This window comes from Bacillus sp. DWP3-1 (genome assembly GCF_049896565.1).
In the GTDB taxonomy this organism is placed as follows: Bacteria; Bacillota; Bacilli; order Bacillales; family Bacillaceae; genus Bacillus.
In genome coordinates, this window is the sequence record NZ_JAFCUN010000002.1 from 67,867 (window position 1) to 82,769 (window position 14,903).

The following is a 14,903-nucleotide window of genomic DNA, read 5'->3' on the forward strand; positions in this document are numbered from 1 at the left end:
GAGGCGAGCTTCTCACTCGACCTCTACTTTACCGTAACATGTTTTGCTTCCATTAATCAACTATCGGAATGTGAAGATGATTTTTCTTCAATTCGTTTACGAAGACGGTAGACGTATTCTTTTAAACAAACAGCGAAGATGGTAAACGCCAAAACAATGGCGACTTTTAACGGGGTAATTGATAGCTTCAAGAAAACAGCGGCTGTCAAACTAATCACAACCGCTAGGATAATCGGAAGTGCACGTCTCATCATGAAAATCTCTCCTTTGCTTCGAGTGCAGCATTCATACCGGCAAGCCTGCCTGTCACAAGTGCTGACGTGATATTGTATCCGCCTGTATAACCGTGAATGTCTAAAATTTCTCCGCAGAAATAAAGACCGGGCATTTTTTTAGACGCCATTTTCTTCGGTTCAATTTCTTTCACAGAAACGCCGCCTCCTGTGACAAACGCTTTGTCTAAGGAAAGAGTGCCGTTCGCATGAACGATAAAGTGTTTGCAATCATTTACGAATGCGCGCAGTTTGTCCTTAGCAAGTCCAGAAAATGTGTCTTGCGGATCTATGCCGTTCCGTTCTAACAGAAACAATAAATAGCGTTCTTGCATCCAAGACTTTAGGACATTTTTAATGGCTTTTTTTGGTTCATCTTTTAGGTCTTGATGAAGCTTTTGGAACAGATCTTCGTCATTAAGCTTCGGATATAAGTCTATTTGCAGACGAACAGTCGGCTGTTTTTTCAATTCTTTCACAACAAATCCGCTGCATCTAAGAACAGCTGGGCCGGATAAGCCAAAGTGAGTAAAAATCATATCCATGACATGTGTGACGACGGGTTTCCCCTTTTTATTTAAAACACTGACAGCCACACTTCTTAAAGAAAGACCTTGTAGCACTTTTTCTTTAATAAAGCGCTCATCTGATGTGACCGGTACTTCTGTTGGGAAGAGCTCTGTAATCGTATGACCAGCGGCTTCTGCCCATGCATAGCCGTCACCAGTAGAACCAGTATGCGGCACACTTTTTCCGCCAACAGCAATGACAACGGCGTTACTTGAAATTTTTTCATCATTATTTGTAACAATTCCAGCTGCTTGTCCGTCTTGATACAGAACTGTTTTAATCTTTTCATTCGTTCGAATGGTGACATTGAGGTTGCGGAGCCTGTCTAAAAGGGCATCCACAACAGATTGTGCTTTGTTTGAGACAGGGAACATACGTCCATGGTCTTCTTCTTTAAGTTCAATGCCGAGGTTTTCAAAAAACGAAATAATATCCTCGTTATTGAACTCAGAAAATGCACTATATAAAAAACGGCCGTTTCCGGGAATATGCTTGATGATTTCTTCTACTGGAAGGCGGTTGGTGACGTTACAGCGTCCACCGCCAGAAATGGCGAGCTTCCTGCCAAGTTTGTTTCCTTTGTCAATTAACAGAACAGTCGCTCCGTGCTCTGCTGATGCAATCGCGGCCATCAGTCCAGAAGGTCCACCGCCAATGACAATGACATCATAATGTTTCATGTTACATTCCTCTTTCTACTTTCAGTCATTCCTCTATTATAACGAAAATTGGGGAAGGCTGAAATATGAATTGATTGGTTTTGTGCCTTCTGTATTGGATTTGTTACCTGTGCGTCGAAATGATGTGGTAAAATAGTTAAGTTGAATATTCATTAGAAAAATGGTGGTTAAGCGCATGTCTAATAAACTGCTTCGTGGTACGTTGGTTTTAACGATAGGGACTTATCTCTCTCGTATTCTTGGTATGATTTACTTAATTCCATTTAGCGCAATGGTTGGAGCTACTGGTGGAGCGCTATTTCAATATGGATACAATCAGTATACGATCTTTTTAAGTATTGCTACGCTTGGTTTTCCAACAGCGGTATCAAAATTTGTTTCTAAATATAATGCAATCGGCGATTATGAGACAACAAGGAAAATGTTCAGGGCGGGTATGTCGGTCATGCTTGTCACCGGGATTATCGCCTTTTCTATTTTATATTTGACCGCACCGATTTTTGCCAAGATTCAGCTTGGCGGATCGAATGAAACAGGCGGTTTGACTGTCGATCAAGTGGTATATGTGATTCGGATGGTCAGTTTAGGTCTTTTGGTTGTACCTATTATGAGTCTTGTGCGGGGGTTCTTCCAAGGACACTCCATGATGGGACCGACAGCTGTTTCCCAAGTGATTGAGCAGCTTGTCAGAATCATCTTCCTATTAACTGCAACGTTTATTATTTTAAAAGTGCTTGACGGCGGGCTTGTCATCGCTGTCGGATATGCCACATTTGCAGCACTTATCGGCGCATTTGGGGGTTTATTCACGCTTTATTTATATTGGCTGAAGCGCAAGGACCGGCTCTTATCCATGCAGCCGAATACAGGTGCTTCCTCTGACTTATCTTATAAACAAATGTTTACAGAGCTGTTTAGCTATGCGGCACCGTATGTGTTTGTTGGACTTGCGATTCCAATTTATTCTTATATTGATACAAATACCATTAACAGAGCTATGATTGCATCAGGACATCAGGATATTAGTACAGCGGTATTGTCCATTGTGACGTTATATTTACCGAAGCTCGTGATGATTCCTGTGTCACTTGCAACAGCGTTTGGCTTAACCTTGATTCCGACGATTACGGAATCATTTACAGCACGTAACTACAAGCTTCTCAATAGACAAATTGATCAGACGATGCAGGTCATTTTATTTTTCGTACTGCCTGCTTCATTTGGTATCTCGGCATTGGCTGGACCGGTTTATTGGTTTTTCTATCCGTCCGTTCATCCTGAGATTGGGATGTCAATTTTGTTCTGGTATGCACCTGTTGCGTTATTGTTTTCCTTATTCACCATTAATGCAGCAATTTTGCAGGGAATTAACAAACAAAAATTCGCCATTGTCAGTCTGTTGTTAGGGATCATTATTAAAACGGTTCTGAACATTCCGCTAATCAGCTGGCTGCAAGGAAATGGTTCTGTGCTTGCGACTGCGTTAGGCTATAGCGCGTCCATCTTGTATATGTTTATCATGATTAAGCGCCATGCCGGCTACTCGTTCCGCAGGATTTTCAAACGATTTATTCTCATTGGTATTTTAACGGCGATTATGGCTGTTGTGGCGTATGTGACATGTCAGCTTGTGAGCCAAGTGATTTCGTATGAGGGTGGAATTGTACAAGCGGGTATCGTCATTTTGATTTCAATGATCACTGGCGGCGGTGTGTATCTGTTCTTGTCTTATAAGGTAGGATTACTTGAGCGTGTACTCGGCAGCCGTATGCCGAAATTTTTAAGAAAAAAGAGTTAAGAAGAGGTGGATATTCATGAGGCTTGATAAATTGCTTGCTAGCAGCGGCTTTGGTTCAAGAAAAGATGTGAAGAAGCTGGTCAAGGCACGGGCGGTCACAGTGAATGGAGAAGTGGCGAAGCAGGTGAAAGATCATGTTGATCCCTCGAATGATGAAGTGCTCGTACACGGAGAGCGTGTAGAGTATAAAGAATTCATTTACTTAATGATGAACAAACCGGACGGGGTCATCTCAGCAACTGAAGATCTGCGGGATGAAACGGTCGTCGATTTACTAGAGCCGGAGGATATCGCAAGGGAGCCATTTCCTGTGGGGAGACTGGATAAGGACACAGTCGGTCTCCTCCTCCTCACAAATGATGGACAGCTTGCTCATCAATTACTTTCTCCAAAAAAGCATGTGCCAAAAACATACGAAGTTCATTTGAAATACCCATTAGGAGATCAAGACATCAAGCGCCTTGAAGAGGGCGTTGTCATTTTAGATGATTACTGCACGAAGCCGGCGAAGGTTGAAGTAGATGCGAATGAAAACGAAGATACACGCATCCGTTTAACGATTACTGAAGGAAAGTACCATCAAGTGAAGCTGATGGCGCAAGCAGTGGGAAATGAAGTCATTTTTTTAAAAAGACTCTCGATGGGGGCTGTCTCTTTAGATGAAGATCTAGCGCCTGGGGAGTACCGTGAATTGACGGATGAAGAGTTGGACAGCTTAATCAATCGACCATAAATGTAGAATAAAAGAAAAGAACCGGCATATCGCCGGGTCTTTTTGTTATATGGACAGTTCATTATACGCTTAAGATGATATTTTCACTTTTTTTCTCGTTGTTTCCCATTTGCCTCTGCTTGGACTATGAACAAGATCGTTATAGGCAAGCACGTTTAAGTCTCTTTGAATGGTTCTAGGTGTGATCCCGAATTCATCAACCAGCTCTTGTGTCGTCACAAGACCTTTCTCTTGAATGAACATATAAACTGATTTAATTCGAGTCATCATACGGTTTGTTGAAGGTTTCAAAAAACCACTCCCTATCAATAAGATCGGATGGACTTGACTAACCACAACTTACTACACTAAAACTGCGAAATAAGGACATGCAACAATGGTAAATGTTCGTGTTTCTTAATGTTTTATTCTATTATACACGTTATTATGCATCTAGTTCCACCAAAAAGTCAACTTTACGTGTTTTTTAACTTGTCTTCATGAATCGAAACATGGTATATACCATGTTTTGAATTCGGTTACAACCCAATAGGCGTAAGGGGTATGGAGAATACCGTCACATTCAAACATCCAAAAAATAAACACAGAAAATTTACAAAATAAAAAATTCACTCATCTCAAAAAGACACATTCCTTGTTAGAATGTGCCTTTTTTGTTTCTGTTATCCTTCTAAGAAAAAGAGCTGAATGAAAAATAAAATGGCAAAGATGAGAACAAGTACATGTACTTCTCTCCATTTCCCTTTTGCCAGTTTCACAAGGGGATATGAGATAAATCCAAGTGAAATTCCTGTAGAAATACTAGATGTCAGCGGCATGGAAAGGATCACAAGAAAAGCAGGGAATGCTTCGTCTAGCTCGTTCCAGCGAATGCGTGACACTGAGTTCATCATCAAGCACCCGACAATGATGAGAACAGGTGATGTGATGGATGGTAAAGAAGAAATGGCTTGAACGAGCGGGCCGAAAAACAATGCCACAATAAACAGTGCAGCGACCGTTAAAGACGTTAGTCCAGTTCTTCCGCCAGCAGCAACCCCAGATGATGATTCAATATAAGCTGTTGTTGGGCTTGTCCCAAACATAGAACCTATCGTCGTTGCAGCAGAGTCAGCGAGCAGGGCTCTGCGTACCTTTGGCAGCTGGCCTTTTTTCATGAGTCCTGCTTGTTCAGCCACTCCGATCATTGTGCCCGTTGTATCAAAAATCGTCACTAGTAAGAAGGAGAAGACGACAGCATATAAATGATGAGAGAATACATCGCCAAAAGCAGCGAATGGATTTGTAATCAGCATGCCTTCGGGTAGTGCAGGGATGTCCATCAGCATTTTAGGGAAATGAAGCTGGCCTGTTACGAGCGCAATCAGTGTCGTCGCTAACATGCCGATAAACAGAGCGCCATTTATTTGAAGAACCATTAAAATAACAGAGATCATTAAGCCGACAAGCGTTAAAATGACAACAGGCGAGCTTAAGTTGCCAAGCTTCACTAGATTTTCTGGGTCAGCTGCGATAATCCCAGACTGACGGAGGCCGATAAATGCAATGAAAAGCCCGATTCCTGCTGTAATGCCGTACTTTAAATTATCTGGAATGGCTTGAATCAGTTGTTTTCTAAGGGATGTTAACGATAAAATAATAAAGAGTATACCAGCAACAAATACCGCACTGAACGCTGTTTGATAGCTGATGCCGCCGCCACCGACAACTGTAAAGGTGAAATAGACATTCAGCCCCATGCCTGGTGCAATAGCAATCGGATAGTTTGCAAATAGTGCCATCCAGAGCGTACCGACGACAGCAGCGATAATTGTTGCAGTAAAGACTTGGTCAAAAGGAATGCCTGCTTTTGAAAGAATTCCTGGGTTAACGGCAACAATATATACCATGGTAAAGAATGTCGTCATACCAGCAATTAATTCTTTCTTTATGTTGGTTTGGTTTTCTTTTAACTGAAACATAAAATCCTCCATTTACGAACATTATTACAAAACAATTAATATAATATTCGTTTTAAGGGTGGATTGCAACCTTTTTTCAAGGAGGAATGGAAAAATGAATTGGGAAGCTGAAGTGATACGAAAAAAAGACGACTTAATTAAGGACACACAATCTTTTTTGCAAATTGAAAGTGTCCTTGATGAAGAAGGTAGAAAAGAAGGAAAGCCATTTGGTGAAAAAGTCGATCAGGCCCTTCAGTATATGTTGAAAAAAGGGGAAGACGAAGGATTCACAGTCAAGAATGTGGATGGCTATGCAGGTCATATTGAATATGGAGAAGGCGAAGACATTGTAGGTGTGCTATGCCATGTGGACGTTGTGCCTGCTGGTGATGGCTGGACAACCCCGCCATTTTCAGCGGACATAAGAGAAAATAAAATGTTTGCACGAGGAGCCATTGATGATAAAGGTCCAACCATGGCGGCTTTCTACGCGCTAAAGATGATAAAAGATACAGGGATGAAGCTGTCAAAAAAGATTCGAATGATCATTGGAACGGATGAAGAAAGTGATTGGCGCTGTGTGGACCATTATTTCAAGCATGAGGCGATGCCGCAAATTGGATTTGCGCCAGATGCCGATTTTCCGATTATTCATGCTGAAAAAGGGATTATTGATGCCATCGTGTCATTTACATATCAACTTACAGAAAATCATCAGCGTTATACGCTCAAGCAATTCACATCGGGTATGCGGCTGAATATGGTGCCGGATGAGGCAGCTGCCACTGTGACAGCTGCACAAGATCACGATGCTGAATCATTAAAAACAGCTTTTGAAGCTTATCTTGCTCACAATCATTTATCAGGTGGGGTAAAGAATGCAGCGGACGGACTGCATCTCACATTAAAAGGTGAATCAGTTCATGCCATGGAGCCGGCGCATGGCATCAATGCGGGCATTCATATGGCCAATTTCCTATGTGGACAAGAGTTAGATGAAGACGGGCTTGCTTTTACCTCCCAAATCAACGCTTTATTTGATCAGGATACAAGAGGGAAAAAGCTGGGGATTGCTTGTAAAGATGAGATTAGCGGAGATTTGACTTTAAATGTTGGAACGATCCGCTATACACAAAACGAGGAAGCGAAGCTAGGATTAAATGTCCGCTATCCAGTGACAGCAGACGGCAAGGACGTTAAAAAAGGGATCGAAGGCATCAAAGGGGCCACCCTTCTGAAATTTGACGACAGCCCTCCGCATCACGTCTCAAAAGATCATCCGCTTGTGAAAACATTGCAGCGGGTATATGAGGAACAAACGGGAGATCCAGCTAATCTGATTGCCATTGGTGGAGGAACGTATGCGAGATCTTTAGAAGCGGGCGTTGCCTTTGGTCCTCTATTCCCTGGCAGACCAGATTGCGCACACCAGAAGGATGAATATATCGAAATCGATGATCTACTAAGAGCAACCGCTCTATATGCACAAGCCATGTATGAATTGGCAAAATAGAAAAAGAGAAGAGGGGATTCACAGTGAAAAAAATGTTCTTATGCTCTTCATTCAAAGACAGCTATTCTCTCTTATCTGACTTTGCGGGTGAATCATTAAAAGGAAAACGCGTGACATTTTTTCCAACAGCCAGTGCTGTGGAAGAAGTCACGCACTATGTGGAGGCAGCGAAAGAAGCCTTTCATCAACTAGGTATGCATCTAGAGACCGTTCAGATAGCTGAGCAGTCTACTGAAGAAATCACAAAGATGATGGAACAAAATGATGTGATGTACGTATCAGGAGGCAACACCTTCTATTTGCTGCAGGAATTAAGAAAGCATCGTCTTGATGACGTGCTGAAAGAAGAAATCAATAAAGGCAAGCTGTACATCGGAGAGTCCGCAGGGAGTATCATCATGGCACCAAGCATTGAATATATCTCCGTGATGGATGATCGGCAGAAGGCAGCAGAACTTTCATCATGTCAAGGATTCAATGAGATAAGCTACTATCCGGTACCGCATATGTACAATACCTATTTAGGCGAGGCTGCGCAGCAAATCATGGAACAGTTTGAGCAGACGCTCGATTTATGCCCGCTTACTGATGAGCAGGTTTTACTCATCACAGGGGAGCAGGCTGAGGTGAAGTCCGACAAATCGTCCTAACCTTGAAACGAAGAAAAAGGAACAGGGATTCATGACCCTGTTCCTTTTTTAATCTTGAAAAACATCACTTGATAAGTATCGTTCGCCTGTATCTGCTGTCATACAGATCACGATTTGTTCTGCCGGCAGTTGCTTGGCTGTTTCAATCGCAGCATAGCAGGCTGCACCAGATGATGGACCAACTAAAATTCCTTCAAGCCGGGCAAGCTGACGTGTGATGGTGTACGCATCCTCATCGCTTACTTGCACGATCTCATCATAGACATGCTCGTTTAAAATATGGGGAATAAATCCTGGGCTTGTGCCAACAAGTTTATGTTTGCCAGGTTTCCCGCCAGATAAGACTGGAGATCCCTTCGGCTCTGCCACACGTATGGTCAAATGAGGGAATGCCTTCTTTAATTCCTCTCCGGTGCCTGTAATGGTTCCGCCAGTTCCTGCTGTTGCGACAAAGGCTCCAATTGGCTTTCCAAGTTGTTTTACAGCTTCCATGATTTCAACAGCCGTTGTGCCTCTATGTGCATCTGGGTTCGCCCCATTATCAAATTGCATCGGGATAAAGCTATGAGGAATTTGAGACGCCAGTTCCTCTGCCTTGCGAATACAGCCTGGCATTTTTTCTTCTCCTGGGGTTAAAACGACCTGCGCCCCATAAGCCTTCAAAATATTGATTCTTTCCTTTGTCATCGTATCTGGCATGACAAGGATGGCTTTATAGCCTCTTGCTGCTGCGTTCATGGCTAAACCAATCCCTGTATTCCCACTCGTTGGTTCAATAATGGTCGCTCCTTTTGTAAGCTTTCCTTGCCTTTCAGCCTCGACGATCATATTGTAAGCAGCGCGGTCCTTCACACTGCCGCTAGGATTAAATGATTCCAGCTTTAAATAAACAGCTGCCGCATTGTCTGGCTGAAGCCGCTGTAATTTAACAAGTGGTGTATCGCCAATCAGCTCAGCTATATTTTGTGCAACCTTCATCATGTGACACCCTTTCTTCTCATTCTGCATTTCTTTAGTTATACTATCATCAATGGGGATTCGTAAAGTTTGTTAAAAAAGGACAGGTGATATTGTGGCAGAAAACCGTCATTATTTTATAGGGATTCACATCCCTGAACAACTTGCGCATCAAATCAAAAAAGACATGGATCTAAGGAGTGAACTATCCTTTCAAAAGTGGACAGCACCAGATGATTATCATGTGACCCTGATCTTTTTAGGTGCCATTCCAGATGAGCGTTTAAAAAAGATCATCGAGCTGCTTGATATCCTTTCAAATGAAGCCGCTGCATTTTCACTAGAGCTGAATGAGTTAGGACAGTTTGGCATGAAGGAGCGCCCGAGAGTCTTTTTTGCAAAACCTAATGAAAGTGAACCGCTCATGCAATTAAGAGAAAAGGTGAAAGAAGCCGTATTGTCAGCAGGACATCCTGTTGAAAAGAGACCGTTTCATCCGCATATGACGATTGCGCGAAAATGGAACGCGGATCACTCTTTTGCAGAACAAGCGCCTTTACGCAAAGAGCCATACGTGATAGAGGTTTCTTGTATGACTCTATTTGAAATACGTCCGAAAGAAACCCCGCGTTATCACGCAATCAAACAATTTGCACTACATAAATGATTCTAAAAGTTGGAGTGAGCAGCAGATGGCGCAAATTATCAAAATTCAAGATTATATATCACGATATGAACAAGACCCGCATCACTACATCAATCAATTCATTCGATTGAAAAAGCAAAGGTGGGACGAGTTAAAAAAGGCTTCAAAACAGGAGGCGCAGCATTCATTTGACCAAATCTCTGAACAAGTGCCTGAACAAGAGGAAGAAAAGAGAAAGAAATTCTCCTTAAAAAGAAAGCAAAAAGAAGCCGATATGAAAAAGGAACGGGACCTGAGTCTTTTTAACGAGCCGACAGATATAGAGCAAGGTGTCTTTACAAACGTTCCTACCGATGAAACGAAGCTCATTCATTTTTTTAAGGATCATCTATACGATGTTCAATTAAAATGGGCGAGCTCGACGATTTCCCACATTTCAACCGTCTCCCATCATATTCGGTATGATGAAAAGCTGCGTATGCTTGCTAGGCAGCTTCCGGATTCATATTTTGTGATGTATAAGCCGGTGCTGCTCATTCAAAAAGCAGAGATGGAATTATGTTCAGTACTTATTACGCCGCTGGAAGTGATTTGTTTATCCTTCTTAGAGGCAGAGCCTGACAGTGTATATATCGGAACGAAGGAACGTTTTTGGGAAAAGCGGGCGAATGGGAAAGCTGTTCAGTCCGTTTTGAATCCTTGCGCAAGCCTTCTGCGCTCTGGCACCGTCGTGTCAAAGATCTTACAGCAAAGCGGTGTCGATCTTCCTGTGAAAAAAATCCTGATCAGCAGAACCTCTTATATTGACTTACCGGAAGTTCCATACGGGATGGAGGTTGTCGATAAGAAGAAGGCGGAAGATTGGTTTGAAAAGCAGCGGAAAAATACCGCGCCGACAAAGCATCAGCAATTTAAGGCGACAAAGGCATTGCTTGCTTATGGTGAATCAGACAGCAAAAGAAGGCAGGAATGGCTCGATTAAAGGCATAATGGAAGGTCACGAAAAATGAGACCTGAGTGGAGCTAATATATGAATGAATGGTACTTTATCGTTAATCCAGCAGCAGGACATGGAAAAGGACTTCGTACATGGAGGAGCATAGAGAAAGAATTACAAAAGGTGGAGATCTCTTATCGATCGTTTCTCACCCAGCATGAAGGTCATGCAGAAGTATTGGCAAGACAAATTAGCGCCATGCAAGATGACAGGCTGAAGCGCCTGATTGTCATTGGCGGTGACGGCACCATTCATGAAGTCCTGAATGGCTTAAAGGAAATGGATCATGTGCAGTTAAGCTTTGTTCCCGCCGGTCATTGGAATGATGCGGCGAAGGGCCTCGGCATCCATCGTCAAGATGTCCTAAAAGAAGTGAGAAAGCAAAAGAGAATGCTCACCAAAACATTTTCTCTCGGCTCCTTTCAAGATCATGCAGAAAGCCCGCAATCCGTTCTCTTTCTCAATCATATCGGTGCTGGGTTTGATGCGCATGTGCTAAGGAAAACAGTGCATTTCAGAGGAAAAAAGTGGCTGAAACGGCTGGGACTTGGGTTTATCATCTACCCGCTGTCATTTCTCCATTCTTTATGGTCCTTTAAGCCGTTTGACCTTGCGCTGTTTATTGAAAATGAGAAGAAGGTCTTTCGCCAAGTGTGGTTTGTGATTGTATGCAATCACCCCTATTACGGAGGCGGGCTGGAAGCAGCGCCGGAAGTGAGCGCGAGGCAGCGAGGCTTTCAAACGATCGTTGTCACAGATTTGAATCCATTCAAAGTGCTCTTGTTTTTAAGTGCGATGGTGTTTCGAAGGCATCTTGGAATGAAGGGCGTTACCCTGTATCAGCACGAGGAAGCGTACTTGGAGGCAGATGCAAAAATCTTATTTCATGCAGATGGAGAAGTGATCGGCGCAACACCTGTCTTTGTGAAGGCGAGTGAGCGCTCCTTAAAATTACGTGCTTAAATGGCTTCTCGTGAATGCCCTAGTCAAAAACCATGAAAAAAGCCTTCCTTTTCATAAGGTTCTTGTCCTGATTTTCTAGTTTTGCTTGACGAGTATAAGAAGGTAACGATAAAATCTATAGGACGGCTATTGTTTAGCATCTCATTCTCAATAGCTGTCCTTTTTGTTTTTATGATCATATAAATAAAAAAGAAACAGCCAATTGATCTTCAATCGGCTGAATTTTGTCGACTAAAAAAGCAAGATTTAAAATATTTTAAGAAATGATGGGTTGAAAATTGATATGAACTGGTTGGGACAAATATTAGGTAGCGAATGGCACATCTCTCCTGCTGGAGGCGCTACGGGAGATGCGTACTTCGCAACACACAATGACCAAAAGCTATTTTTAAAACGCAATACGTCACCGTTTCTTGCGGTTTTGTCAGCTGAAGGCATTGTGCCGAAGCTTGTCTGGACAAAACGGATGGAAAATGGGGATGTCATCACTGCGCAGCACTGGCTGAGCGGCAGAGAGCTGAAGCCAAAGGACATGAATGACCGTCCTGTAGCAGAGCAGCTAAGAAAAATTCATACATCTAAAGAATTGCTTGATATGCTGAAAAGATTAGAGAAGCACGCTCTACACCCAGAATCCATTTTGAAGCATTTAAAACAGTCCATATTAAAAGAGCAAATCGATTCACAAGACATTACACGTGCCATCCAGTACTTAGAGAAGCATGTGGAGGCAGTCCAATTTGAGGACAAGGTCGTGTGTCATTGTGACCTCAATCATAATAATTGGCTGCTGACAGATGAAAATCAGCTTTACTTGATCGATTGGGATGGGGCGATGATTGCTGACCCAGCCATTGATCTTGGACCACTTTTATACCATTATGTTGAAGAAGAGAACTGGGAAAGCTGGCTCTCGATGTACGGTGCTCCGCTGACGGACAATTTGCGAAAACGTATGGATTGGTACGTCCTCGCTGAAACCGTATCGTTTGTCGTGTGGCATAAAAGAAAAGGAAATGAAAAAGCGCAGCAAGAAGTGCAAGCGGAGCTGAGCGCACTCTTAAAGCGGTTAAACATCCATTAAGACATAGGAATATTCTCGACCCACTCTGACAAATGCGATTGATGCTCCTCGATATGTGCATCAATTGAACTGACAGAAGTACCCTTTTGGCTGTAATCATAAATATCTGTTAATAATTGACGAATGTCGGCATCAAGGTCTTCTTTTGCCAGCATTAATTGAATCACACGTCCCACCTGTTCATATTCTGCAACAGTCCCGCAGCAATCCAACTGGTGATCGGTTAAAATATCTTTGATTAATTGAAGCTGATGTTGACGGTTTAATCCCATACGTATGCTCCTTTTCTGCGTGTCATTTATGTGGTTAAACTGTGCATTCAGCGCCCAATTTATACATGCGGCAGACCAGCTCAAGCGAAGGGCTGGTCTTTTTCATATGTGCATAAAGATGCTGTCTTGCGGGTCTTTATGTTTCATGGTATCTTGATAAAATGTAAAGAAAATAGAGGTGTATCAAATTGAGAATGCGACATAAACCATGGGCGGATGATTACTTAGCTGAAAATGCTCATATTGCCTTAGCTAGCCCCGAGCAATATAAAGGGAAATGGCATGAGCTGTTTGGAAATGATCATCCAATCCATATCGAAGTTGGGACAGGAAAAGGGAGTTTTATCGCTGGAATGGGCAAGCTTCATCCTGATATCAACTATATTGGCATTGAATTATTTAAAAGTGTCATTGTGACAGCAGTAGATAAAATCAAAGAGACAGATGTTGAAAATGTAAAGCTTTTGAACATTAATGCTGAAACGCTGACAGATGTGTTTGCGGAAAATGAAATTGCCCGGGTGTATTTGAATTTCTCTGATCCGTGGCCAAAAGCAAGGCATGAAAAGCGCAGATTAACGTTTAAGGCCTTTTTAGAGCGATATGAACATATTCTCCGTCCAGGTGGTGAATTGCATTTCAAAACAGATAACCGCGGATTATTTGAATATTCCTTAAAGAGTTTTTCTGCATATGGCCTTCTTTTAACGTATGTAAGCTTAGATTTACATAAGGACGGATTAGAAGGAAATGTGATGACTGAATACGAAGAAAAATTCTCGTCTATGGGACAACCCATCTATCGATCAGAAGTAAAATTTCCAGATTAACAAGTGACATCAAGCTGGCTGCAAAGAAAAATTGCAGTCAGCTTTTTTCATGAAAAGATTGATGCATGCGATTTTCAGCTGTATTTGCTACGATAGAAAAAGGAGGGATGACAGTAATGGAGACAATGAAAATAGGTGACATGGAACTGTTCTGGTTAAATGGGGGAGATACACACATGGACGGCGGTGCGATGTTCGGTGTAGTGCCAAAGCCGTTATGGTCAAAAAAATACCCGGTGAACGATCGCAATCAAATTGAACTGCGGTGTGATCCGATCCTCATTCGGTGGAATGGTCTTCATTTATTAGTGGATTCCGGCATCGGATCAGGGAAGCTGACAGATAAACAAAAACGCAATTACGGCGTAACAGAAGAGACGAAATTGGAACAATCGCTAGCGGCACTCGGCCTGCAACCAGCTGATATTGATTACGTTTTAATGACACACCTTCACTTCGATCATGCAAGCGGGCTGACAAAACGTGAGGGAGAAGAGCTCGTGTCTGTTTTTACGCAGGCAAAAATCATCACATCCAAAATCGAATGGGATGAAATGAGGGCGCCTAACATCCGCTCAAGAAATACATATTGGAAAGAAAACTGGGAGCCTATAGCAGATCAAGTGGTGCCATTTGAAGAAAGCATCGAAGTAACAAAAGGCATTGGGCTGCATCATACAGGCGGTCATAGCAATGGCCATAGCATCTTAACGCTCACAAGTCAGGGCGAAACAGCGATTCATTTGGCTGATATCATGCCAACACACGCTCATAAAAATCCATTATGGGTCTTGGCTTATGATGATTACCCAATGACTTCGATTCCAGCTAAGCAAAAATGGCAGGCCTTTGCAGAAGAAAAAAATGCGTGGTACTTGTTTTATCATGATGCGATTTACCGCGCTGTAAAATGGGATGAAGACGGGCAAATCACACATGAAGTTAAAAGAGAAACAGGAAGATAAAAGATCATCTGCATGTTTTTTCGCCTTTCA

At 42.5% G+C, this 14,903-nt stretch carries 16 protein-coding genes; 10 read left to right on the forward strand and 6 right to left on the reverse strand.

What is annotated here, in order from left to right; all coding sequences use genetic code 11:
* Positions 1-56 precede the first annotated feature (56 nt).
* The gene (locus tag ACP7A0_RS05780) at positions 57-254 is read right to left on the reverse strand and encodes a hypothetical protein (protein ID WP_375566162.1); all 198 of its coding nucleotides are present in this window, start codon (positions 252-254) and stop codon (positions 57-59) included.
* Positions 251-1,522: an NAD(P)/FAD-dependent oxidoreductase gene (locus ACP7A0_RS05785; RefSeq protein ID WP_106039666.1), complete on the reverse strand. Its 1,272-nt coding sequence runs from the start codon at positions 1,520-1,522 to the stop codon at positions 251-253. The genes ACP7A0_RS05780 and ACP7A0_RS05785 overlap by 4 nt, the downstream gene beginning before the upstream one ends.
* 175 nt (positions 1,523-1,697) lie before the next feature.
* Here ACP7A0_RS05785 and ACP7A0_RS05790 point away from each other — a divergent pair, with 175 nt between their 5' ends.
* Both ACP7A0_RS05790 and ACP7A0_RS05795 read left to right on the forward strand, forming a co-directional pair.
* On the forward strand, positions 1,698-3,320 hold the full coding sequence (locus ACP7A0_RS05790) for a putative polysaccharide biosynthesis protein (protein ID WP_034665449.1): 1,623 nt from the start codon (positions 1,698-1,700) through the stop codon (positions 3,318-3,320).
* Between the two features lie 16 nt (positions 3,321-3,336).
* Positions 3,337-4,053, forward strand: a complete 717-nt coding sequence (locus tag ACP7A0_RS05795; protein WP_127687082.1) for a pseudouridine synthase — start codon at positions 3,337-3,339, stop codon at positions 4,051-4,053.
* Positions 4,054-4,122: 69 nt separating this feature from the next.
* On the opposite strand, the gene ACP7A0_RS05800 is transcribed toward ACP7A0_RS05795, so the two are convergent.
* Positions 4,123-4,344, reverse strand: a complete 222-nt coding sequence (locus ACP7A0_RS05800; protein WP_008356419.1) for a DeoR family transcriptional regulator — start codon at positions 4,342-4,344, stop codon at positions 4,123-4,125.
* 371 nt (positions 4,345-4,715) lie between these two features.
* On the reverse strand, positions 4,716-6,014 hold the full coding sequence (locus ACP7A0_RS05805; protein WP_060597038.1) for an NCS2 family permease: 1,299 nt from the start codon (positions 6,012-6,014) through the stop codon (positions 4,716-4,718).
* 94 nt (positions 6,015-6,108) lie between these two features.
* On the opposite strand from ACP7A0_RS05805, the gene pepV reads away from it, so the two are divergent.
* Positions 6,109-7,509, forward strand: a complete 1,401-nt coding sequence (gene pepV, locus ACP7A0_RS05810; protein ID WP_426004537.1) for a dipeptidase PepV — start codon at positions 6,109-6,111, stop codon at positions 7,507-7,509.
* Between the two features lie 23 nt (positions 7,510-7,532).
* Positions 7,533-8,159 carry a Type 1 glutamine amidotransferase-like domain-containing protein gene (locus tag ACP7A0_RS05815; protein WP_060597036.1) on the forward strand — a complete coding sequence of 209 codons (627 nt, stop codon included), beginning with the start codon at positions 7,533-7,535 and terminating at the stop codon, positions 8,157-8,159.
* A 48-nt stretch (positions 8,160-8,207) separates the two neighbouring features.
* Here the strand turns inward: ACP7A0_RS05815 and cysK are convergent, their stop codons facing one another.
* On the reverse strand, positions 8,208-9,137 hold the full coding sequence (gene cysK / locus ACP7A0_RS05820) for a cysteine synthase A (protein WP_060597035.1): 930 nt from the start codon (positions 9,135-9,137) through the stop codon (positions 8,208-8,210).
* 94 nt (positions 9,138-9,231) lie between these two features.
* Between cysK and thpR the strand changes: the two genes are divergently transcribed.
* From thpR to ACP7A0_RS05840, 4 genes are all read left to right on the forward strand, one after another.
* Positions 9,232-9,783 (forward strand): RNA 2',3'-cyclic phosphodiesterase, encoded by a 552-nt coding sequence (gene thpR, locus ACP7A0_RS05825; RefSeq protein WP_060597034.1) that lies wholly within the window; start codon positions 9,232-9,234, stop codon positions 9,781-9,783.
* A 25-nt stretch (positions 9,784-9,808) separates the two neighbouring features.
* A complete protein-coding gene (locus ACP7A0_RS05830) occupies positions 9,809-10,744 on the forward strand; it encodes a hypothetical protein (protein WP_034665469.1) in 936 nt (311 codons plus the stop codon).
* Positions 10,745-10,792: 48 nt separating this feature from the next.
* Positions 10,793-11,722, forward strand: coding sequence for a YegS/Rv2252/BmrU family lipid kinase (locus ACP7A0_RS05835; RefSeq protein ID WP_426004541.1), 930 nt, complete (start codon positions 10,793-10,795; stop codon positions 11,720-11,722).
* Positions 11,723-12,005: 283 nt separating this feature from the next.
* Positions 12,006-12,806, forward strand: a complete 801-nt coding sequence (locus ACP7A0_RS05840) for a phosphotransferase family protein (RefSeq protein WP_170938436.1) — start codon at positions 12,006-12,008, stop codon at positions 12,804-12,806.
* Here the strand turns inward: ACP7A0_RS05840 and ACP7A0_RS05845 are convergent.
* Positions 12,803-13,078, reverse strand: a complete 276-nt coding sequence (locus ACP7A0_RS05845) for a YtzH-like family protein (RefSeq protein ID WP_095286138.1) — start codon at positions 13,076-13,078, stop codon at positions 12,803-12,805. The genes ACP7A0_RS05840 and ACP7A0_RS05845 overlap by 4 nt on opposite strands.
* 188 nt (positions 13,079-13,266) lie before the next feature.
* Here ACP7A0_RS05845 and trmB point away from each other — a divergent pair, with 188 nt between their 5' ends.
* Positions 13,267-13,908 (forward strand): tRNA (guanosine(46)-N7)-methyltransferase TrmB, encoded by a 642-nt coding sequence (trmB, locus tag ACP7A0_RS05850; RefSeq protein WP_106071938.1) that lies wholly within the window; start codon positions 13,267-13,269, stop codon positions 13,906-13,908.
* A gap of 116 nt (positions 13,909-14,024) precedes the next feature.
* On the forward strand, positions 14,025-14,873 hold the full coding sequence (locus ACP7A0_RS05855) for a YtnP family quorum-quenching lactonase (RefSeq protein ID WP_106039670.1): 849 nt from the start codon (positions 14,025-14,027) through the stop codon (positions 14,871-14,873).
* Positions 14,874-14,903: the final 30 nt, after the last annotated feature.